Annotated in this window: 26 protein-coding genes; 20 read left to right on the top strand and 6 right to left on the bottom strand. The window is 32.8% G+C overall.

All coding sequences use genetic code 11. The annotated features are described in order from the left end of the window. Nucleotides 1–150 precede the first annotated feature (150 nt). The 16 genes from IEX12_RS17870 to IEX12_RS17800 all read left to right on the top strand — a co-directional run bounded on the left by IEX12_RS17870 (nt 151) and on the right by IEX12_RS17800 (nt 12,589). Nucleotides 151–1,122, top strand: a complete 972-nt coding sequence (locus tag IEX12_RS17870) for a replication initiation factor domain-containing protein (protein ID WP_188725626.1) — start codon at nt 151–153, stop codon at nt 1,120–1,122. 355 nt (nt 1,123–1,477) lie between these two features. After that, on the top strand, nt 1,478–1,768 hold the full coding sequence (locus tag IEX12_RS17865; RefSeq protein WP_188725625.1) for a hypothetical protein: 291 nt from the start codon (nt 1,478–1,480) through the stop codon (nt 1,766–1,768). Next, complete coding sequence (locus IEX12_RS17860; RefSeq protein ID WP_188725624.1) at nt 1,768–2,070, top strand: hypothetical protein; 303 nt, start codon at nt 1,768–1,770, stop codon at nt 2,068–2,070. The genes IEX12_RS17865 and IEX12_RS17860 overlap by 1 nt, the downstream gene beginning before the upstream one ends. After that, nucleotides 2,070–3,116, top strand: a complete 1,047-nt coding sequence (locus IEX12_RS17855; protein ID WP_188725623.1) for a conjugal transfer protein — start codon at nt 2,070–2,072, stop codon at nt 3,114–3,116. Before IEX12_RS17860 ends, IEX12_RS17855 begins: the two co-directional genes overlap by 1 nt. Nucleotides 3,117–3,128: 12 nt before the next feature. Next, nucleotides 3,129–3,380 carry a TcpD family membrane protein gene (locus tag IEX12_RS17850; protein WP_188725622.1) on the top strand — a complete coding sequence of 84 codons (252 nt, stop codon included), beginning with the start codon at nt 3,129–3,131 and terminating at the stop codon, nt 3,378–3,380. A gap of 12 nt (nt 3,381–3,392) precedes the next feature. Further along, entirely contained in the window at nt 3,393–3,914 is a 522-nt protein-coding gene (locus IEX12_RS17845; protein ID WP_188725621.1) for a conjugal transfer protein, read from the top strand. Continuing rightward, nucleotides 3,820–4,944, top strand: a complete 1,125-nt coding sequence (locus tag IEX12_RS23545) for a hypothetical protein (RefSeq protein ID WP_286171247.1) — start codon at nt 3,820–3,822, stop codon at nt 4,942–4,944. Before IEX12_RS17845 ends, IEX12_RS23545 begins: the two co-directional genes overlap by 95 nt. Beyond that, nucleotides 4,890–6,047, top strand: coding sequence for an ATP-binding protein (locus tag IEX12_RS23540; RefSeq protein ID WP_286171246.1), 1,158 nt, complete (start codon nt 4,890–4,892; stop codon nt 6,045–6,047). The genes IEX12_RS23545 and IEX12_RS23540 overlap by 55 nt, the downstream gene beginning before the upstream one ends. Nucleotides 6,048–6,105: 58 nt before the next feature. Beyond that, the gene (locus IEX12_RS17835; protein ID WP_188725620.1) at nt 6,106–6,372 is read left to right on the top strand and encodes a hypothetical protein; all 267 of its coding nucleotides are present in this window, start codon (nt 6,106–6,108) and stop codon (nt 6,370–6,372) included. 75 nt (nt 6,373–6,447) lie between these two features. After that, the gene (locus tag IEX12_RS17830; RefSeq protein ID WP_188725619.1) at nt 6,448–6,639 is read left to right on the top strand and encodes a hypothetical protein; all 192 of its coding nucleotides are present in this window, start codon (nt 6,448–6,450) and stop codon (nt 6,637–6,639) included. Next, nucleotides 6,629–8,830, top strand: a complete 2,202-nt coding sequence (locus IEX12_RS17825) for a CD3337/EF1877 family mobilome membrane protein (RefSeq protein WP_188725618.1) — start codon at nt 6,629–6,631, stop codon at nt 8,828–8,830. The genes IEX12_RS17830 and IEX12_RS17825 overlap by 11 nt, the downstream gene beginning before the upstream one ends. Before the next feature lie 53 nt (nt 8,831–8,883). Beyond that, the gene (locus IEX12_RS17820) at nt 8,884–9,951 is read left to right on the top strand and encodes a lysozyme family protein (RefSeq protein ID WP_188725617.1); all 1,068 of its coding nucleotides are present in this window, start codon (nt 8,884–8,886) and stop codon (nt 9,949–9,951) included. A 31-nt stretch (nt 9,952–9,982) separates the two neighbouring features. Then, entirely contained in the window at nt 9,983–10,474 is a 492-nt protein-coding gene (locus tag IEX12_RS17815) for a YddI family membrane protein (RefSeq protein ID WP_188725616.1), read from the top strand. Nucleotides 10,475–10,527: 53 nt separating this feature from the next. Continuing rightward, nucleotides 10,528–10,938, top strand: a complete 411-nt coding sequence (locus IEX12_RS17810) for a hypothetical protein (protein ID WP_188725615.1) — start codon at nt 10,528–10,530, stop codon at nt 10,936–10,938. A 183-nt stretch (nt 10,939–11,121) separates the two neighbouring features. Further along, nucleotides 11,122–11,322, top strand: coding sequence for a DUF3173 domain-containing protein (locus IEX12_RS17805; RefSeq protein ID WP_088612325.1), 201 nt, complete (start codon nt 11,122–11,124; stop codon nt 11,320–11,322). Continuing rightward, entirely contained in the window at nt 11,315–12,589 is a 1,275-nt protein-coding gene (locus tag IEX12_RS17800; RefSeq protein ID WP_188725614.1) for a tyrosine-type recombinase/integrase, read from the top strand. Before IEX12_RS17805 ends, IEX12_RS17800 begins: the two co-directional genes overlap by 8 nt. Before the next feature lie 93 nt (nt 12,590–12,682). Here IEX12_RS17800 and IEX12_RS17795 read toward each other — a convergent pair whose 3' ends face one another. Next, nucleotides 12,683–13,072 carry a type I restriction endonuclease subunit R, EcoR124 family gene (locus IEX12_RS17795; RefSeq protein WP_214613745.1) on the bottom strand — a complete coding sequence of 130 codons (390 nt, stop codon included), beginning with the start codon at nt 13,070–13,072 and terminating at the stop codon, nt 12,683–12,685. 252 nt (nt 13,073–13,324) lie between these two features. On the opposite strand from IEX12_RS17795, the gene IEX12_RS17790 reads away from it, so the two are divergent. Beyond that, nucleotides 13,325–13,795: a DUF6323 family protein gene (locus tag IEX12_RS17790; protein ID WP_088053213.1), complete on the top strand. Its 471-nt coding sequence runs from the start codon at nt 13,325–13,327 to the stop codon at nt 13,793–13,795. Next, complete coding sequence (locus tag IEX12_RS17785; protein WP_088053214.1) at nt 13,795–15,234, top strand: DUF6179 domain-containing protein; 1,440 nt, start codon at nt 13,795–13,797, stop codon at nt 15,232–15,234. Before IEX12_RS17790 ends, IEX12_RS17785 begins: the two co-directional genes overlap by 1 nt. A gap of 696 nt (nt 15,235–15,930) precedes the next feature. Here IEX12_RS17785 and IEX12_RS17780 read toward each other — a convergent pair. From IEX12_RS17780 to IEX12_RS17760, 5 genes are all read right to left on the bottom strand, one after another. Further along, entirely contained in the window at nt 15,931–16,443 is a 513-nt protein-coding gene (locus tag IEX12_RS17780) for an SRPBCC domain-containing protein (RefSeq protein WP_088053215.1), read from the bottom strand. 19 nt (nt 16,444–16,462) lie between these two features. Next, nucleotides 16,463–16,813 (bottom strand): ArsR/SmtB family transcription factor, encoded by a 351-nt coding sequence (locus tag IEX12_RS17775; protein ID WP_188725613.1) that lies wholly within the window; start codon nt 16,811–16,813, stop codon nt 16,463–16,465. A gap of 285 nt (nt 16,814–17,098) precedes the next feature. Then, nucleotides 17,099–18,253, bottom strand: a complete 1,155-nt coding sequence (locus tag IEX12_RS17770; protein WP_286171243.1) for an acyltransferase family protein — start codon at nt 18,251–18,253, stop codon at nt 17,099–17,101. 181 nt (nt 18,254–18,434) lie between these two features. Further along, the gene (locus IEX12_RS17765; protein WP_088053216.1) at nt 18,435–18,656 is read right to left on the bottom strand and encodes a hypothetical protein; all 222 of its coding nucleotides are present in this window, start codon (nt 18,654–18,656) and stop codon (nt 18,435–18,437) included. A 22-nt stretch (nt 18,657–18,678) separates the two neighbouring features. Then, nucleotides 18,679–19,392 (bottom strand): GAP family protein, encoded by a 714-nt coding sequence (locus IEX12_RS17760; protein ID WP_102415880.1) that lies wholly within the window; start codon nt 19,390–19,392, stop codon nt 18,679–18,681. 96 nt (nt 19,393–19,488) lie between these two features. Here IEX12_RS17760 and IEX12_RS17755 point away from each other — a divergent pair, with 96 nt between their 5' ends. Both IEX12_RS17755 and IEX12_RS17750 read left to right on the top strand, forming a co-directional pair. Then, the gene (locus tag IEX12_RS17755) at nt 19,489–20,094 is read left to right on the top strand and encodes a TetR/AcrR family transcriptional regulator (RefSeq protein WP_188725612.1); all 606 of its coding nucleotides are present in this window, start codon (nt 19,489–19,491) and stop codon (nt 20,092–20,094) included. Nucleotides 20,095–20,589: 495 nt separating this feature from the next. Further along, nucleotides 20,590–21,585: an ABC transporter permease subunit gene (locus IEX12_RS17750; protein ID WP_188725611.1), complete on the top strand. Its 996-nt coding sequence runs from the start codon at nt 20,590–20,592 to the stop codon at nt 21,583–21,585. Nucleotides 21,586–21,725 lie beyond the last annotated feature (140 nt).

The following is a 21,725-nucleotide window of genomic DNA, read 5'->3' as shown; positions in this document are numbered from 1 at the left end:
AAAAGCGACTTGTAATTCAATAAAATGAATTTCAAGTCGCTTTTTTTTGATACAGATATTAGTTCCATTGAAAAATCATAAGATTTTCAGTGGCCTCACTCTAACAGGGGGGTACAAAATACAAAAGAGACCGAAAACCCTTTAATAGCAATGGTTGACTATTTACGAGTATCCTTTAAAACTCATGATGTCGATTTGATATTAAATAATGTGCTTCATTTAAAAAAAGAATATATGGAGCATAAAGAAAGTGGCTTTTATGGCTATATAGGCACATATCAATTAGATAATATTAAAGTGTTTTATTCGCATGATTTAGATGTTCGAGGAACGCTTATTGAATTAAGTGGAGGGGGTTGCCGTCAATTTGAAACTTTTTTAAAAGCTAGGAAAATTACCTGGATTGACTTTTTTGGAGATTGTAAGAAAAATGGTGGTAAATTTCCGAGATTAGATATTTCAATTGATGATAAAAAAACTTATTTTGAAATACCTTTTCTTTTTGACAAGATAAGAAATGGCGAAGCGATTTCCCGATTTAAAAAAACGGATTATAATGGTTCGTTATTAATGGAAGATGGTGAACAGGGTGGTACGACACTTTATTTTGGCTCAAAAAAGCATTCAGAAGTTTATTTTTGTTTCTATCAAAAAAACTATGAGCAGGCTGGAAAATACAATAAGCCCGTAGAGGAATTTGGAGACTGGAATAGATATGAATTGCGATTTAAAAATGATAGAGCGAATAATGTTGTTTCAGAGATAATGACATCTGGTAATTTGCTGCATGTCGGCAAAGGGATAATTAAGAACTATTTGCGCTTTGTGGAAAAGGAAGATGACTTAAATAGAGCACGTTGGAAAACTTCTCATTTTTGGGAGGTTTTTTTAAATGATGTGGAAAGATTACAGATTTTCACGAAGCCACAAGAAGATTTTTATGATAAGTCAAAGAGGTGGTATATGAATCAAGCGGCAAGAACAAGAAAAATGATAAAGCTAGTGGAAGATACAAAAGGTATTTCTGATTTAGAAAATTTTGAAGATGAATTAGAACTGAATGAAAAGCAAGAACACATGATGATGGTTTATCTTGCAAGACCAGAAGAAATGATTATTTAATGTTTTGGTCTTTACCCTTCTAATTAGGTTGAGGGAAGTGAAGGCTAGGGGTGTGGGGGCTAGCCCCGCATAGCGTAAATTCATATCGGAAAAGAATATTACATTGAACGGTAGCACTAACGATTTTGCAGGCTACGCTAGAAAAGCGAACGACCATTTATTTATGTGTCCTAATTAGTATATCGGTCGTTCGGCGAAGCCTCAAAAGCCTGCAAAAAATCGGAAAGCAAGGGGGAAAAGGTGGAGATTTTTCAGCGAAGCGTTTTGAAAAATACTACCTGGACCTTGCTTGTAGATTAGTGACTATATTAGGTAGGTAGAATTTGTTTTGGGATAATTGAAAGGAAGTGAAAAAATGGTTCCACTCGTTTTGAATCAAGCTGAATTGATAGGAGCCTTGGAAAAAGAAAAAGTGATTAATCATAAGTACGTCATTTTAGAAATGTTGAAAGAAGAATTACAGGGTATTGATAACTCTCTTAATATTGAAATGAGGGTATATTTTTATGTTGAAAATGAACGGGATGAAGATAAAACATTTCATCTTATATTTGCCAATGTTCCTCATAAGCAGAATAAAGTAACGGGAAATCCTAAAAATGCGATTATAACAGTAGAATTTCTTGCATTGGAGGTTTATGAGTAATGAAGTCGTTAGCGGAATGTTTTAAAGACTTAGGTTTTATTTCAGATATTCCTAGATATAGGGAAGGTGAAAAACATTATTTTTATCGAGTCTTTGTTAAGGATTTGTCTGAAAATACGTCTTTGATTGTTGAAGGATATAGAAAAATGGGATATTCAACTTATCGTTTTTCTTTTTATAAAGCTACCTTTGTTGATAAAGGTAGGAAAATAAATGAAAAAGTGTATTTGGAAAATGCTTCACCATTCCAAGTGTTACAAAGAGTAAGATCTTTTATAAATTATATTGAAAGGAGTTCATAATGAGTATTAAAGATAAATTTAAAAAGAATAAAGTTATTGGGAAGATAGAACAAATTGAGAGACCAAAAAAAGAGAAAAGCCATGTGCGTAAAGATACATCTACGAGCACAGCTTTTTTTATATGGTCATTGATTTTAGGAATGCTTTTTTTAGCTATAGTGTCAGTTTTATTGTCTATTAACACTCGTTCTACTTTGAATGAAACAAATAGATTGGTAGAAGCGAATGAAAACGAGGAGGTGATAGAAGAAATTCCTGTAGAATCAGCGCATGAATTTCTATCTAATTTTATAAAGGAATATATTAATGTTCCTAATGAAAGTGATGCTTTACAAGAAAGAGCAAATAAACTAAAAGAATACATGGTTTTTAATGACACATTTAATAATGAAAAAAATCCTTTATACAACTTAGAGGAAGTAAAAGGCACAAGACAGTTAGAATCCTTTAATCTTTTTCATATAGAGGATGAAGGAAATCGAAATCTCTTTCAATATAAAGTAACATTTAAAAATGAATTAAAGACAGAGATAGAAAAAGAAGTGACTAAAGGAAAGGGTAAAGAGAAAAAGAAGGAAATTGAAGTTGAGACTGAAACAGAGGAGAAAAAAACATCTTTGTTGTTAAATATTCCTATTGTTTATGAAAATGGTTTGTTCAGTGTTCAATCCGTTCCATATTTTACACAGATACCTTCATTGGTTGGAAATATAGAATATGAAATGCCAGCGATTGACTTAAAAGAATATAACGGAAATGAAAAAGAAAATATCAATGAATTTCTAAATACTTTTTTTGAAAAGTATGCTACAGAACCAGTTGACGAAATGGCTTATCTTATGGATGACCCACAAACGTTAAATGGGTCTTTTTTATTCGAAGATATAAGAAATTTAAAAATCTATGTAGATGGTGACCATTACAAAACATTAATGGAGGTGGTGTTTAGAGACGAATTGACCAATATTGAGCAAGTGAATCCAGTAGAAATGACAATTTCTAAGAATGGAAGAAATTTTTATGTGGAAAAATTTATTTATAAGTAGGAGGAATGAAAAATGGAATTTTTTAATCACTTAGTTTTAGCTCAGGCTAATTTGCCTACTTTTGGAGGTATTGAAAGATGGGCATTGGAGATTGTTCAACAAGCGATTGTAATCATTATAATTTTCTTAGTCACAAAGCATCTAGCTAAATTTAAATTTGGTGCGATTATTGTGTCCTGTATCGTTGGAGGAATTGTTTATTTTGTAGTTCGAAATTGGGATACAGTTGCTGGTTGGATTGAAGCCTTTATGAATACATTATAAGAGAGTGATAGTATGGCAGATAGAAAAGAAAGTAGAGTGGTATTTAATTATAGAAGGGCTTTAAGGGAACCAAAGAAAATTAGGCAGATAACAGATAATTATTATCTGCCGTTTACAATTGAATTAATTCCTGCATTAAATTTTGTGATCTTTCTAATCATGACGTTTTTGGCAGGGTGGATAATAAGAAAATTTTATCCTTATGCATTTTCAAATACGTGGTTTATATTTTTAGTTTGTGTTCCCTTATTATTTACATGGCTCGTAACTAAAATAAAGCCAGAAGGTAAAAATATCTATAGGTTCATGTATGATTATGTGAAATATTTATTCGAAATAAAAATTCCTAAGAAAAAGTATTGTAATGGGAAAGAAGTAGAATGGATGAATGAGAAAAAAATAACATTTAAAGAATGTGTCTGGGTGGTGGATAAAAAGAATGGTAAAACTGAAACCAGCATTGAAAACAATAAAAAACAATATGCTGTTAACGAGAATGGGAGACGTGTTCGCATATTATCGTATAAAAAGTGAATCGATTCCTATTCAAAATCAAAAAGTGGTAGCTAATTATAAAAGAAATTGGAAAATTTTCTTTGAGGAAATCACAGATTATGAAGATTTTCATTTGAGAATGTATCCTCAAGAGTTTCGCCTTAAAGAAAGATTTGAAGATTTAAGTTTAGGTTTGTCGAAGGATAGTGAAAATGTTGGACGGTACTATTTAGATGAAACAGGAAATATTTTAAGTTCTCGTTTAGGAAATATGACAAAAAATGATTTTATTATTGGCATTAAGTTAAAGAATGCATTTGTAAATGTAGATGGTAGATTAAAAGATAATGTCTATTCTGTTTTTTCTAATGTAACAGATAAGTTTGTGAATTATTTAGGTTGGGAACAAAATGTTCCCACTTCTTTTTTCAATCAGTTTGAGGAATTGGAAGATACTATTTATAAGATGGTTTCCAGTGTGAATGGGACAAGATTACAAGAAAATGAATTAATTTATGTAAATCGTTATGATTTTATTTCTGGTTTAGATCATGATGTAAGTGAAGAAGAAGAAAACGGAAATATAAAGGCAATTACAAATACGATTATTGACCCCACGGAGTCATCATGTTTGAAATTGAGTAGTGAACAGGATGAAGGCTATTTAAGTTTTGTCGTGATTGATGAATTTCCAGATAATATGGCAGAAAGTGATATTTTTTATGAAGCGCAATCTTTACCATTTGAGGTATCTATAGATTTTAAAATTCGATCAGAAGGAAAAGGGAAATCAAAAATAAAGGTAAATTTAAAAGGAAAGGAGTTAAAAGAATCAGCAAATGAACAAGCTAAAATAGGTGATTCCGTAGACGATTCTGTCGTAGATAGTCATTTTTTAATGAGAAATTTACAACAGGAAATAAAAAGTCATGATGTATCCGTAATGAACTGGCTTGCAGCAATAGCTGTAACAGGTAAGACGAAAAAAGAATGTTTATTGCGTGCTAACATCCAATGCTTGCAAACCAAAATATTAAAGGTAGTAAATATCGAAGTCCGCATGTATTGATTACTGGAGATACAGGTAGTGGAAAATCATATCTTGCAAAATTGTTATTTATCTATGTGACACTACTCCATATAAAAACTCTTTATATTGATCCTAAAAAAGAAATAAGGAAATGGATAAATAAAGTTATTAATGATAGCACCGTTAGACGTGATTTTCCATTATTTGTTGAACACTTGGAAAAGTATAAATTTATAACATTAGATTTTGAAGATAAGGATAATTGGGGCGTATTAGACCCTGTAGCGTTTCTTCCTTCGTCTCAAGCAAAGGAATTAATTCAAGATATTTTTTCAGAAGTCTATGATTTTAAAGGGAAAGATGAGATTCATACTGCATTTTTAAGAGCCGTTTCAGAAGTTTTAGAAAGAAGGCAACAAGGTGAGGAGGTTGGCTCTATGCATATAATAGATTTTATGAGGAATAGTGAAGAATCTTCTGTTTCTAAGGCAGGAGATTTTTTATATGAGGTTGTTTCTGATAGTATTTTGAAATTATGTATACATGATGGCTCTAATGCTGCCTTATCGTTAAATGACCGTATTTCTATTATTGAGATTGAAAATATTGATTTACCAGAAGCAACTGCAAGTATAGATTCTTATACAAATAGTCAACGAAAATCAAATGCTATTATGTTAGCTTTGGGTAAATTCTGTGAACTGTTTGGAAAACAAGATAAGGATGAACAAACGATAGAATTTATTGATGAAGCGTGGGTTATCATTTCGTCGCGGCAAGGTAAAAAAGTCGAAAAGCAAATGAAACGTGTTGGGCGTAGTTATAATAATGCTTTATATTTTATCTCACAATCTACCAAAGATGCTTTACGAGAAAAAGAAAATGAAACAGGGAACTTTGGAGTAGCTTTTGCATTTGATGAAGAGAATGAACGTCCCGATATTTTAAAGTGGATGAACATGGAATCGAGTGAGGAAAATATAGAAATGTTAGATAACATGTTACAGGGTCAATGTTTGATGAAAGATATGTTCGGCAGAACTTCAAAAATTACGGTCGAATGTCTCTTTGAAGAATGGGAAGGAGCATTGAAAACAATTAATAAATCGGCTGTAGCATATGCGGAAGAAAAATATTTGTAAAAAGAAATGGCTATCCATAATTGGTAGCCATTCTTTAATATAAAAAGGAGTTGTTAGAATGAGTAATTATATTGCAAATGTAGAAAATTATGTGGAGTTGGAAGAAAAATTGGTGGAATTGGATTTGTCTAATGAAAAAGAAAAAATCATTCAAGAAGCGATTGATTATACGAATGATAATTTGAGGGATGATGGAAATGGAACTTTTGGAATTAGAAAACATCATTCAGAAAAAGATATAACCTATGATTTTGTTTTTAATTTATTTGTGGTAGAAGAAAAAGATGATAGGTATCTTTACTACGAATATTGTATGGAGGTTTAAATAGCAATTTTTTAGAAAAACAAGGGTGGCTATCAAAAGATAGTCACTTTTTTATTTTTAAAAGGCGGTGAGAATATGGATAATGAAGCTTTTTTAAAGTCTTATGTTAGCGGGGTTGAAGCAAATTTTGAGATGTTGAAAAAACTTGAGGAGGGCAGAGAAAGGGGAAAAGTGGACACAGAATTTTTAGCTTATTGTAGAGGTGGTATTAATGCTTGCGAAAAAGTATTAGACTTTGTAAAGGATTTGAATGCCAATGAAAAATAAAAAATGGTTGTTAATTTTACTTACTACATTATTTTTATGTTTCATAACATCATCATCTGTTTTTGCGGAAGATGAAGAAGATGTTGATATGAGTGGAAATCTTTCCGATTTGATTGATGAGGATTATCCAGTTGGAGAGTTTATTCTCAACCTTTTTGGAAAAATATTTAATCTAGAATATGAACCGTATGAGTATATGGATAAGGCAGAGGAAAAAGAGGAGGGGGGTGTTCAATTAGAAATAGAGAAGTATCCAGTGGAACGCTATATGGTGAATAATGAAGATACAAGTGGAATTTTTGGTTTTAATTTGTATGCTATCAATAACTTTTTTATGGGTATTATCCAGAATGTGGTTCGTGTTACGGATAGTGCTTTACAATTATTTACATTAGATAGGTTGGATAGATTTGCGGACGATATAGAAAGTATTTCGGGTAGTATATATGAGGTTTTAAAGGAGCACTTTGCAGAAATATTATTTGCATTTTTATGTGCTTATCTTGTTTTTATATTCTTTACAAAAGGAAATGCCAGAGAATCTTTTAGAAAATTCATGTTGTTTGTTGTCGTTTTAATTGTTGCTGGTTATTGGGTTTCGAATGCTAGTTATTTAATGAAAAGTATGAATGCTCTATCGGGTGAATTGCAAGGAACCCTAGTGGATGCTGGAAACGGTATTTTAGGGATTCTAGATAATGAGAGAGAAGGTGTTTATGCAGGTATTAATGATATTGATGAAAATGAAAAGATAGAAGGTACGATTGCGGTTGTTCGTAATATTTATTTTGATTTAGCATTAAAGCGACCATATCTCCTAATTAATTATGGTACAACAGATGAGGAAATAATTAATAATAAAGATGAGATTAAGGATCTTGGATTTGGATTTCAAGCATACCCACGAGCGGAAAGAATGCTCGCTTTTAAATTAAACTCTAAAGGTTCAGCGTATAGAATCGGTCACGCTTACCTTGAAGTAACTAAAAACGAAAATACGAATGTAGCTTCGGGTTCAGCTTTTAAACAATCGGGTCTAGTATTTTTGACCCTTTTCATCGTGATTGGTTTGTCTATTCCATTTTTATTATTAGGTTTAATCAATTTCGCATTACAATTGTTAGCGGTATTAATTGCTTTAGTTTTACCTTTTGCGTTTGTTATAAGTTTTATTCCTCATTTTGCAATGACTGGTTTTAAGACATTAGGTAATATAGTGACAATCTTTCTAACGAAGGGCTTGTTAGGAATATTTTTATTTGTGGTGTATCTATTAACATATTCTATGTATCTATTTGTTAAACCAGATGATACAGGAACATATTTATTACATGTAGTGCTGTTGATAGTATTGTTTTTCTTTATCATAGTAAAGAGAAATAAAATCATTAGCTTTATTACGGCAGGACGTGTTCAAACGGTTGATGGAAACATTATGCCAAATATGAACCAATATTATAGTAACCAGTTTTCTAATGCGAAAAAAAGAATAGAGCAAAGACGTTCTCAGAAGAGAGTATCTCCAATGGATTATGGAGATAAAGAAAGTGATACAAAACATAATGCAAAAACGAATCGAACAAATATGAAGGAAGAAAGAAAAGGTATTGAAAATGGCAAAGATATTGATACCAAACGTACTCCACAACGAAAGAAAGAGGATGATAAGGAAAAAGTAGTTCCTGTACCATTAGAAACAGATAATCCATCAAGAGAACGAACTAAACAGGCAGAAAACACGAATGAAAAAGCTATAGATGGTGTGAAAGAAGAAAACCGTGGTCATACAGAATCTCATCATAATAAAGAGCGTGCTATAGAACGAACTAACCAGCTAGAAAACACGAATGAAACTATAGATGGTGTGAAAGAAGAAAACCGTGGTCATACAGAATTTTATCATGATAAAGATCGTGCTGTAGAGCGAACTAACCAGCCAGAAAACACGAATGAAAGAGATATAGATAGTGTGAAAGAAGAAAACCGTGGTCATATAGAATTTTATCATGATAAAGATCGTGTTGTAGAGCGAACTAATCAGCAGGAAAACACGAGTGAAAGAGATGTAAACAGTGTGAAGAAAGAAAATCGTAGTCATACAGAAATTCATCATGATACAGGTTTAGAAGCAAAACGAAAGAGAGAATTATCATCTGTGGAAGAAAGGAAAAGAGAAAGAGATAAGAATTGAGGATTGCTATAATAGGCAATTCTCTTTTTGCTTTTTGTGGAGGTGTTTTAAAATTGAATACAGATAAAATACCTGGGTTAAAAGTGGCTAAGTTGAAAATCAAAATCTATTTAATAATTTTTTTGTTTTTCTTCTTTTTTATTATTGGGGTAGTTGTTCTTTTTGTTGTTAATTCAGTAAATATGAGTAGTGATGGAATGCATAATTTTAGAGAAGAAGAAGATGAGGAATATACGGAATTTTATATTGGTAACAGTATCGCACCCGAAGTGTTGAGATATAAACCATATTTTGAAAAATATGCAAAAAAGTACTTCATATCACAGCATGTAGATGTATTGATGGCTATGACTATGCAAGAAAGTGGAGGTAGGGTATTAGATATAATGCAAAGTTCTGAATCGATAGGACTTCCTCCCAATTCAATTACAGACCCAGAAGTATCTATTGATGTTGGAACGAAATATTTTGCACAGGTTATGAAAAATGCAGGGGGAGGAGTGAAGCTTTCCTTGCAATCTTATAATTTTGGTTCGGGATTTATAAGTTATGCGAACGAAAGAGGAGGTTATTCTAAAAAGGTTGCTATTGATTTCAGTAATATGATGGCTAAAAAAATGGGTTGGTCTCGTTATGGTGATGTTAATTATGTAGATAATGTTATGCGTTATCTTGAAGAAGATAATTCTGTTCCTATAAATGCTCGTGGTGACTGGGCGTTGCCATTAAATGAAATTAGAATTACAAGTAAATTTGGACCACGCACACATCCAATTACTGGTGAGTTAGAGAGTTTTCATGGTGGTTTAGATTTCGGGTGTACGCCTAGAGATAATATCATGGCAGTTAAGGATGGAAAAGTAGTAGAAGCAATTCATGGCAATACTGGCTATGGGAACTATGTTACTTTGCAACATGCAAATAATGAATTTAGTCGATATGCTCATATGTCATTATTAAATGTTTCACTTGGTGATAATGTTAGTCAAGGTCAAGCTGTTGGGAAATGTGGAACGACGGGTTCTAGTACAGGAAATCATTTGCATTTAGAGCATTTGACTGAACTAGGTCAAGCACACCAAGATAAAATTGATCCACTAAAAACATTAGGATTAGATTGATTAAAGAATGTCCAATTTTAGAGGTGATAGGATGAAAAAGTATTTACCATTAATTATTGTTGGCGTTTTAGTCATTGTTTTCTTATTTATAAAGAATGATAATTATAGAAATGAATTAAAACAAGCAAGAAATGAAATAAGTCAATTTGAGAGTTCGGAAGAAGTTATTTATTTAGAAGCTGGTGATATAGCAGAAAAATTCATTAAGGGTTATTTTAATTTTCAAGGAAAACCAGTAAGGGAAGATGTAGAAATGTATGTATCAGAGAAAAAATTAAAAGAATTAAATTTTGAAACGAATGGAGAATATGATGAAAAATTGGTTGAAGTGAAATCTACTGTGAATGATTTAGATGTTTATTTAGGAAAATCAACAGACGGTAGGCAAAAAGTTTTAGGAGTTTTCATAAATGAGATTGAAATGGATGGTGCGGTAAATTTAGTAGATTCATTCATTGAGATGGATTTGGAAAATATAGACAACGATTGGCGGATTGTTGATTTTAATTTTTTTCAGTATTGATTCTATGTTATCATATGGTTAAATGAAAATTATTCCAATTGGAGGTTATTTTCTTGCATAAACATGTGTTGGAAATAATGGTATTAATGATTTTTTCTATCAGCCTAGTAGCGTGTGGAAATTCAGAAGCCAAAACAAATTTAACCTATGAAGATATAGTAGATATGACTATTGAAAAGTTTGAATCAGAGTTGCCTAAGTTAGGTGAGTTAGACTATGAACCTTATGATATAGATTATGGAAGTGATTTAAGAAGTGGTTCAGATATAACAATGTGGGAAAATGGAAAATATGTAAAATTTGTTGTTCATGATAAAGAAGAAAATAAAAAAGAAACAACCTATTATAGATTAAAAGATGATGAACTTGTGAATGTAAACGGTCATCCAGATATTGATTTTGATTCTTTAGAGGAACAAAAACCCGATTATATAGAAGAAAAAGGTGAAATTATTAAAGAGTGATTGTATATTTAATATTAAGAAAATATATAGAAATTATAGGTAAGATGAATCTTATATTGAAGTTGTTTCTTAAAAAAATAAAAAAGCAATGCTTTAAATGAAATATTTGATTTGGCGAAAGAGCAGATGAAAAATTGTCTGCTCTTTTTTTATGATTATTTTTAAAAATGAGGAGGATAACAAATGAATAAAACCATTTCAAAGAAAGAGTTGCAAGACATGGGTTTTCTACCATACCAAGCAGTTGATATTATTAGACAAGCTAAGTATCATATGGTTCAACAAGGTTATCCATATTATAATAATAAAAGGTTGGGAAGAGTACCATGTCATGCTGTTGAAAATATTATTGGCGTTTCGTTTGAAGGCGGTATGAATGGCTAAAACAAAATATTCAGGAGTATATCAAGATGGAAAGGGAGGATTCTTTTACAATATTGAACTTGGTGTTGATAAGGTTACTGGTAAAAGGATTCAAAAGAAAAGTAGAAAAGACAGCAATGGTAAAAGGTTTACCTCAGCAAGAGAGGCTAATAAGGAAGCGACTAGAATAAAAAATGAATACCATATGCAGAATGGATATGCTAATTATAGACTTACCTTTGGCGAGTTTATGAACTCATATTATTTGCCATACTATCAATCCAATGTAGAAGAAAGTACATGGGAAACTAGAAGACATGTTTTATCGGAAATTCGAGATAGATTTTTCGATAAAGAACTTAGGGAGTTTGATGTATTAGAATGTGAATTCTATAGAACTTGGCTTTTAAAAGAAAGTGGGTACTCACAAAATTATGCTGCATTGGTCTATGGAGCTTTTAGACAAGCTATGGATTATGCTGTAAATTTGCAGTTTTTAGATAAAAACATTTCAAAGAAAACAAAATCAATCCCTAAAGGTAAAAGTCTTGTTGCTTATTGGACAAAAGAGGAATTCGAAAAGGTTATTTCGGTAATTTATACGCATAATTTTTATGAGCATATGTGTTTTGTCGCTATTTGGCTATATTATATGACAGGAGTTCGTGTAAGTGAAGGGTTAGCTCTTTATTGGAATGATGTTGATTTCAAGAAAAAGAAGTTACGAGTTCATCATACTTTACAAATGAAATCACAAAAAGACTATAAGAGAAAGCCATATACTAAAACAGAAGATGGAATGCGAACAATAACTTTAGATGATGATAGTTTGAGTATATTAAAAAATTGGAAACGGGTTCAATCTGATCATGGAATAGAAGATTTTATATTAAGTTATACAGGTTTACCTGTTTACAGGTCAACGATTCCAAGAATTATAGCAAGATATGCTAAAGTTGCAAAGGTTCCAAAGATCCAAGCCAAGGGTTTAAGACATTCTCACGTTAGTTACTTAATTAATGAGTTTAATGCCGATATTCTTGTTGTTTCAAAAAGGTTAGGACATAGTTCACCTGAAATAACATTGAAACATTATGCACATTTGTGGAGTAGGAACGATGAACCGATTGCTAAACAAATGACAGGGAATGTTAAATTTGTTCCTGCCAAAAAAACTATGATTAATTTTAATGGTAATCAAAATGTTAAAGGGGATTTGATTCCCTACCAAAACCCTGCCAAAAGTGAAAATAACCTAAATGAAAGCTGTAATAGCAACGATTCTTAATGACTTGCTACGATTGAGTGGGAGTAGTAACAGGTGCCCTAAAAGCCTTGGTAGCACAGGGTTTTTAGGGCTTTTTTATTGCTTATTTCATATTTAGTCATAAAGCTTTAATAGATTCCAATTCGTATTCAATATCAATTCTACGCGTTCAGATGGATCATTATTTTTTTCACTTTTGATTACTTCTAACGCATTATGATATTTTCCTTGGTAGTTTTCTATTTCTTTAAATTGAATGGAAAAAATACTTCCTAATTGGCTCTCATCAAATTCGCTGTAGACTTGTACGGCAGAAAATGCCCTATCTAAAGCTTGGTAAGCTTTCGCAAACTTTTTCAAAAAAGGAATATGATGAAACGCTACTTTTTCTGGAGAAGCTGCCACTTCACGCAATTCTTGTATAGCTTTTAGGAAGGCTTGTTTGGTTTCCTCCCATTCTGGTGCTAAAACATCATTTTCTCCACCATTTGAATATAAAACCAAGGCTTTTTTTACCTTTTCTTCAAATGTCTTCGGTGTTTGGAACGTCACGATTATGACAAAGTAGGTAGATATCATGTTTTTTAATTTGAATATTCAGATTTTTAATGGAGAGAAATAGATGTTGACAATCTACGAAGAAAAGCGTAAAATATACACTTGAATAAATTTTACTCATTAATAACTAATCATAACATTTTTTAAGTTGAAAGTCAATAGTTTTTTAAGAATATATTTAAAGGAGGTAATGTGTATATGTTTTTACCCAAAATGTTACATTCTCTAGATTCTTCGATGCTGGAAAAATATACGGATGAAATAGTAGAGGTAAACCAAAAAGCAAAAGAATTTGGGCTTGTGTTAACTCGGGATGAAATAAAAAATATAATTGTTTCTAGAAATCAAGTACTTCATAGCTATGGTCGAGTGGAATTAAGTGTTGAAGTAACAAAAGAGTTAGCTGAGGTTTTTTGTGCCTCTCCCTATGTTGATGATAAGAACTATGTATCCGCTCTATATGAGCTGCAAGAGATCTTTTATTACTTAAAAAATGAGACGGAAGATAAGATTGGCGACTCTCCATTGATTGCCGTGATGAAGGATTACTTTGACGGTGTTTGTAACGGCTCTTTGGAACTTTTAAAGAGCAAGCTTGAAGAATTTGCGGAAAGGTTTAGAAGTGAACCTTCATTCAGGAACTCCTTTCTTGAAAGGGATGAACGATAATGGAATCAGAAAAACGGTACAATGATCACTCCTTAGTGACACAAGGAAAGGTAAATCAAACTCGTCTATTACAAAACCAGTATACACTCTCCATTTTGAATGAAGGATTACGAATAGGTTTGTTGAATAATGAGGATATATACGGAACGCAAAGGCAATTGATGTCTATATTAGAGAAGTTAATTAGAAGGTATACCCAAGGAGAAAGCTCTTCTGTAACATCTGAAACAGCTGTCAGTATATTATCTTCGGTTCTATATGCTGTGGATGCGTATCTGCTCCATTTTAACGATCCAGAAAAAGCAATGGACGTCTTAAAAAACGGTAATATAAAAAATGGATATGACCAAGGGATAGACTTGATTTGCCATTGTTTTGAGGAAACAAAACAACTCTATAAAGAGATCAATAATAATAAATTGGATGTTGCAGTAGAAGCTTATAATCTAACGATTGATGAATCAATCCCTGTGTTTCTAAAGAAATATGGTATCATTTTCGATGCGCATAATACGATGGCAAGCATTGATTATCCGTTAGCGATTGATGATATGAGTATTCAGGGTGTTTATTACTTTAGGCAATATTTAACTCATTTAAAAATGGAAAACCAGTTTTGCCTCTTGTTTAACAAAGACGATATTCAATCGGTTTTGGTTAACTATGGGAGAATATGTGGGTTCGACTATCGAATAGAACTATTCAATATATTTGAGTTGGTATTAAATAATGCGGTTTTTTCCATTTTATCAGGAGGACACGCTAGCCAAATAAAAATCTCAATAAATCAATATAAACAGTTAGTAGGTTTATTTGAGAAATTGGATGATAGTCAGATTCAGTACATTATTTTAAAAGCCGTAAATCGGTTACGACATCATTTCAATATTAAAGATCCTCAGATGACTGATTATTTGAAACGATGTGGAATGAATCTAGTAAATAGGGTTAAAAGTGTTGTAAAACATAACCGCCTAGACACAGTGGTTATCGTGGAAAAGGAATTGAGATCTAAACCCATTGTAACGACATTCAAGGCATCTGATAGAATGAGTGATAGCCGCTTTCGGTTATTAGTTGAAAAAATCATGAATTGCGAAAAGACAGTGGATAAAGTGAACATGATTCGGACAAATTTTCATTCCCTTCATGATTATATCGATATGCTGAATACCAACTGTTTATTGGATGATGAATATGAAGAACTTTTTAAGACTTTTGGTGATGTAGATCTAGCTATTTTGACAAAAATAGTGTTCTATGAGGAATTACGGAATGGTTCAACGGATTTATCATCTCTCTATGACAAGGAAGAGCAACATGAAAGTGAATGGCAGCCCCATTTTATTGAATTTATTAAAAGCATCAATATCAATAGGAAGGGTGCCATTGAGAAATATGTTAATGATATTGATTATGAAGAAATTAGTTTTTACTAACATTGGATTGTAAAGTAACTGTATATAACCTAGAAAACCAACTTTATACCCTAGACAAACATTGCACAGGGAAGAGTCATAAGATTTTCAAGTGGCTGGAAAAAGAGTCTACCGAAACTGATTGCAAAGGCTATGTACACGTTATCAAAAGAAAAACGTACCGCTGTCCTCCTATCCTATTTCTTGCACCTATCTGATGTGGAATTAAGCAAGTTGTTCCATCTCTAGAATCGTAATTATCGTTGCCGAACCTTGCTTTAAAACATTTTTATTGAAATAAGTGTAATAGACAATAATACGATCTGGTTCTATCATGGATTTCCTCTCCCTTCGTAACTGCAAAGGTGGGTAATGATTTCTCCTTTCATAACCTTCGACAAGATTTTTGATGAAATGCCAAATATATCTAGTATGGAGTGTGGAAAATCTACAGAAAAGTGGTCAAGGTTGATAAAGTACTATGTCTTTCGAGGTTTTGAGCCAAAGTCAATCCTCGAGTTGATCGGCCAGTATCGATATTGACGGGTGGAAACCTTTTGATGGATTGAAATGGGAGTATTCTATATTCTTAAGAGGGAGGTGACGTCCATACAAGATGCACTAAAAGGCGGTTAACTAATCTGGTCAACCACCTTCATAATATTTCTTTCACCATTTTAAAAATTATCTTAAATGATCAAAGCTTTGTTTCTGACTTTACTTCAAACTCTTAACCAGTGCATCTAGACTATCCCACGTTTGCGTAATGCCTTCCAACAATCCCATGTCCAAAACAGCTTGCAGGGAATTCGCTGAATCGAATTCAGAACGACTGATCAATTTTGTTTGACTTCCCAAATCGTTGAATTCCATCGTGACCTCTGGAGAAGGCATAGATTCATTGATATTGCCTTCTGCATCTGAAAAATAATCCTTATAGACAATCTTTTCTGGCTCAATAATTTCTTTATAAATGGTTTTGTTCCAAGATTCCATTCCATATTCTTCTTGATTCTTATCAACACATTTCATGCAATAGTGCCATACGCCTCCCGTGCGAAAGTCCACGTTGCAGACAGGCAATTCCCAACCGTCCGTACTCCACCAGCGCTTTAAATGCTCTGGTTCTTTAAATAATTGAAATAGTTGATCACGTGGCATATCATAAACGCGCTCTAAAACTAGAACCCTTTCATTCTCTACTCTTGAAACCATTTTGTTATTTGACATAATTTTTCCTCCTTATTTTTCACTCGTCCCTTTTTCGTTTGTTTTGCAATTCTTGTACATAATCGTCCAAGTTGTCAAATCTCTTTTCCATATTCTTTTGAAAGGAAGTCGCCCAATACTCTATTGCCCGGAAAGACTCAAGACGCAGCTTGTAAAATCGACGATTAGCTTCCGGCTTCACTTCTACAATTCCATTGTTACTTAACACCTTTAAATGTTTTGAAGCATGCGGCTGGCTCAGTTCCAGCCGATTTGCAATTTCCCCTACGGTTAGTGGACCATCGCGCAGCAGTTCAACGATTGCCATCCGATTAGGTTCAGCCAGTGCGCTCAGCATAGATACATCTATGCCTTTAAATTTACCTAACAATGTTGCTCACCTCATTAATTCAATTATCTATTTTCATCGCATCCCCTTTCTGATGGCTGACATACTAATATGATTAGAATATAACTTAATAGGAATATAACTGTCAAGTTATATTCAAAATAAAATCATTTTATTTGTAAGAAGTCACTAAAAATCTTAACAATAGGCTTTCTCTTGAATATTGAATGATACAACTATATATAAATAAATTGAAATTAGTATTTTAAGGTCTGGATTTCCACACGATAATCCGACTCCTCTTTTTTTCTTTAAAATTAACCATCTCTAAAGAATCCTTGACACAAAGGGAATCTGCCTAATTATATAACCCAACAAGAAGCAAAGTGGTATCGTGATCAGCACCGTAGCTAAAAACATGAAGGATGGTGGAAAGTGAATGACTTTCAATCCAGCAATAACAATAGCGATAATTGGTATATGAATGATGTAAATCACGAAGGAATGGGCTGACAAGAAGCTCCAACCCTTTCCTTGATGATAAATTCTTTTGCGAAAGAATATAATTAATCCAAGGATGATTCCAACGCAAAATAGGGCTTCCCAAAGAGAATAGACCAAAGATGTCCAGTTCCAGCCGCCAGAAAACTGTAATCCGTCTAACCCGAATATCAAGGCTAAGGGAAGGAGAAGAATCGATGCTCCAATTGCAATTCCAAACCCCGCCTTACCCATAGAATCAGGAGTATTTCGAAACCAATTGCGTTGGTAAGCAATGATGCCCAAAATGAAGAGCCCGACATATTGTGGAAGATCATAGCCACTTGCTGTAAAAAGTCCAACAAATGCTTGAACCCCGGGAGATCCGCCAGGCAAGCCGAGAGCCGGGACCCACAGTCTTATGATGAAATACGCTACTGCTAATATCATGACAAAGACGGTAACCATCGTGTAGGTAGGTGGCGTACTCTGACGAACTACTGAAAGCTTATTTTTGCTCATAAACTTCGTCCAGATTGCGTATAAACAAACGAATATGAAAAGTAGACCAACATACCACATCGGCCCATAGGTTAAATGTGAAAAGTAAGTTTGCCATGTTAATGGCTCCTGGTTAAGCATATAGGCTTCAATTGATTGAACTTGGCTAAGAATGAAAACGTAGAAGATAAACGGGACTAAGAACCGGATGCATCTATCTTTGATAAATCGGGCTGCCCCATTTCGTTCAAAAGATGAAGGGACAAAATAACCGGAAATAAGAAAAAATGTCCCCATGAAGAAAGTCTGATTAAAAGCAAGGAATAGAAGGCCCATAACAACCCCAATAGACCTTTGTGTTAATACCTCGTTATAGATGGAAAAATACACTAAATGATGTAGCACTACCAACACTGTAAGAGCTGCCCTTAGGTTATCAATAAAGTATAATCGTTCTTCCTTTTGGGGAGATGAGCTCCCTATATGGCTTGAATTCATCATAATTTTTATGTTTCCCCCTATAAAAATTTACAAATATAAATCAGGCGGAGCATTTCTAAAACTGCACCAAGTATCAGCACATCAAATTCGTACTTAACATGAGTTTCTTATAATAACTGTGGATAAATCTAAACTCTTTAAATTGCACGGCTATGTATAAGCCGTCCTATTTGCTGTATATTTAATTTTCACTTTTAGTTGACCCGCTTATTTTCCAAGAGATTAAAGCTATGATCCCGCCAACAATTATAAATACAATGTCCATAACAATTTCAAATCCCTGAAACGCTTCAATATAATTTACCAAAAACCAACTTTTCCCGCCGTTAGTCAAATGATTAATTAATCCGCCTACTCCTTGTATAAAGAAAAGTAAACTAAGTCCACTGATAATTTCTTTCATGATGAACACCTCTTTTAATTTTTTAATTTAATATGCCTCTAAGGCCGATGTTGAAAAAAACCGCACCTACGATTCCTATCGCTACTAGGAGTGAAGAAATCGGTGCTTCAATTAATTTCGACCTGATTTTATTAAGAAATTGTTGCAGTCTCTCTTTAAACATAATATTAACTCCTAACAGAAGAAGAGAAGGAAGCACCATTACAAGATTGTAGCCAATTATAATAAAGATAGAAGAGGAAGGCTCAATTGTTAGGTGATTCATTAACAAAATTGAATAAAAGTAAGGCAATGCAGTTACAAATTCAATTAGAAAAACAATGATACCTAATATGATTATCCCTTTCATCGTTGTTTTTTGGGGTATAAATGAAATTAAACGTTTTTTTGTAGTATCTTTTGGTTTACTGAAGCTAATTAGAACAATAACCGCTCCAAAAAGGATATAAAACCAATTGATATAGTCAAATTCAGATAATTGTCCGATTCCATCCAATAGTGAATCCCCACCAAAGTATAGTAATAAGCCCACCAGAAAATAGCCAAACTGCGTAATAAACAAAAAAACAAGCAAGCGAGAGGATAATTGATTAGGTTGTGTCAGTAATAAATAGGCTGTTACAGCAAGCACACCAGGACTTAATATATCAACTAATGCGCAAATAGAAATAATTAGTAAAGCTATTGAAATATCTATTGATGAAGAAGGCAATAACGCTTCAATACTTTCGATCAAATGTAGAATCACTCCTTTTTATATGTTATCATCTAAATAACACACTGTGCTAAAAAGATAATAACACACTGTGCTAAAAAAGGGAAGTGATTTTTTATGCCAAGGATTGTTAATCATGAAAAAAAGCAGAAGTTAATTGCTGAGGCCGCTTGGAATATTATTAAGGAAGAGGGAACAGAGAAAGCGTCAATAAGAAGAGTTGCAGTTGAAGCAGGCATGTCTACTGGAGCGTTAAGACATTATTTTTCAACTAAGGATGAAATGTTATTATTTATCATGAATTATTACCTGGAAGAAGGGAAAAAACGTTCTCAAAGTAAAAGTTGGTCAGAAAATCCATTGCAGGCAGTCGAGGAAGTTTTATTGGAGCTTGTACCAATTGATGAAGAAAAGAAAATCGAAACGAGTGTATGGTGGATCCTTGCACTTCAGTCACTTACAAGTGCTACATTAAAAGAAAAAAAAGATGAAATGACTAACGGTACGTATGAATTAGCAAATTCAATGATCGAGATATTAGTTCTACAAGGGATTTTATCTGATTCAACTAATGTAAAATTAGAAAAAAGTAGGCTAGCTGCATTAATTGATGGATTGTCCATTCATGCTCTGTTAAGACCTGATGTCTACTCTCCAGAAAAGGTGAAGGAAGTAATCCGTTATCATTTAGAAACACTCTGCAATGAAGGTCAATTGAGTTAATCGGTCATGTATCAATATTATTCAGTGAGTTAGTAGATTCTATTTTTAGAAAAAAATTTGACTTTTTTCACTTAAAAGGTGCAATAGTTGAGCAAGGAGTAGCCCAAATTTGGCAACTCCTATTGTGATAAAAAGGCAGATTAGTGGAAGAGGAAAATATAACTTTAATATTAAAATTATATATAAGTTTTTAGGGGCAAAAAAGTTTAATAGGGGATTTGAGTGGGAAATACTTCAGCTACTTAACGAATTTTTACCGGTTATAATTGTCCGATTTCTTATATACACCCATCTTAATATTGCAAAGCTCCTTCTATCAAGACTTTTCCAAAATCATTTAGTCAAATGATTAACAATATTATATTAGAAAATGGTGATTTAGAAGTGAATAGTGAAGATATCCCTAGACCAGAAAGTATTATTTTTTTGAAAAGACCATAAGACAGCATAATAAAGTAATAAATTTAACAACTAAACACTAAACAAGGCGAGGGAATGGAACTTTATCATAAGGTCGTTGGGGAAAGTACTGGAGAATTTTCAGATCAAAAAGTAAGAGAAATTCTTGCAGATTATATGGATAGATTCCAAAGTACTGATGTGGATAACAGAACTTTTGATTTATTCTCCTGGGAAATTGCTGATACATTTTTCCCAAATGATGAAAGTGTCTATTCAAAAATGAATGATGCAATGGAACAAGGTGAAAAAATTACCATTGATCAAATAAACCTTAAAACAATAAAAGATATAGGGTTTACCCAATTTCAAATGCCTTTGAAAATTGGAAGTTTTGTTACATGGAAGGACCTTTTTAAAGTCACAAGCGATTTATTCATTCTTACAAGTATTATAGCAATTTTAATATGTTCTTTTGTTTTCTCTAGCGATACTTCGAGAAATATGAATCAGTTATTATTGTCTACAAAGTTTGGCAGAAATAAATTAACAATCTCAAAAATCATCGCTGCAACTTTGATTTCGATTTTTGTATTTCTCTTTATTCAAGTGATATCACTGGGATCTTTCTATGTTTATAATAGTGGTTTTACTGGATGGGACACGAGTATTCAAACAAACTTTTCATTAGAGCTGTTTAGTTTTCCGGTTGAGATCAATCATTTACAAGTGTTCTGTTTAGCTGTAGTTCTTCATTTTATTAGTTTGCTATCGATCGTAGGGATCACAATATTTGTTTCATCTATCACTCGTTCACCGTTCAGTGCTTTAACAATATCATTAGGTTTATTCTTTTTGCCAAAAGCATTAACTCAACTATTTAAAAGGGGCATGGTATATAAGCTATTAAACTTGTTTCCAATCAATAACTATAGTATTGAGGATTTTTTAACTCTAATGAGTACAAAACGAGAATTTATTCTCAATTCTTTTGTACAAAATATAGTGGTTACCCTTGTTGTTCTATTGGTTATGAAAATCGTTTCAGATGGTGTCGTGTATTTACGAATGAAACAGTACCAAGTCACATGATATTTTAGAGGGTTGGGAGAATATGGAGGATTATAAAGCTGTTCTAACCAACCCGAAGCAATACAATTAAGAACAATGGCCTGCTTGCGAAACTACTTCTTTAAGGCGTTGCAAGTAACATGCCCTTATAGGGCTAAGTC

The sequence above is a fragment of the Lentibacillus populi genome, assembly GCA_014642895.1.
Classification (GTDB): Bacteria; Bacillota; Bacilli; order Bacillales; family Amphibacillaceae; genus Lentibacillus_C; species Lentibacillus_C populi.
This window is presented reverse-complemented; position numbering and strand designations above follow the sequence as displayed.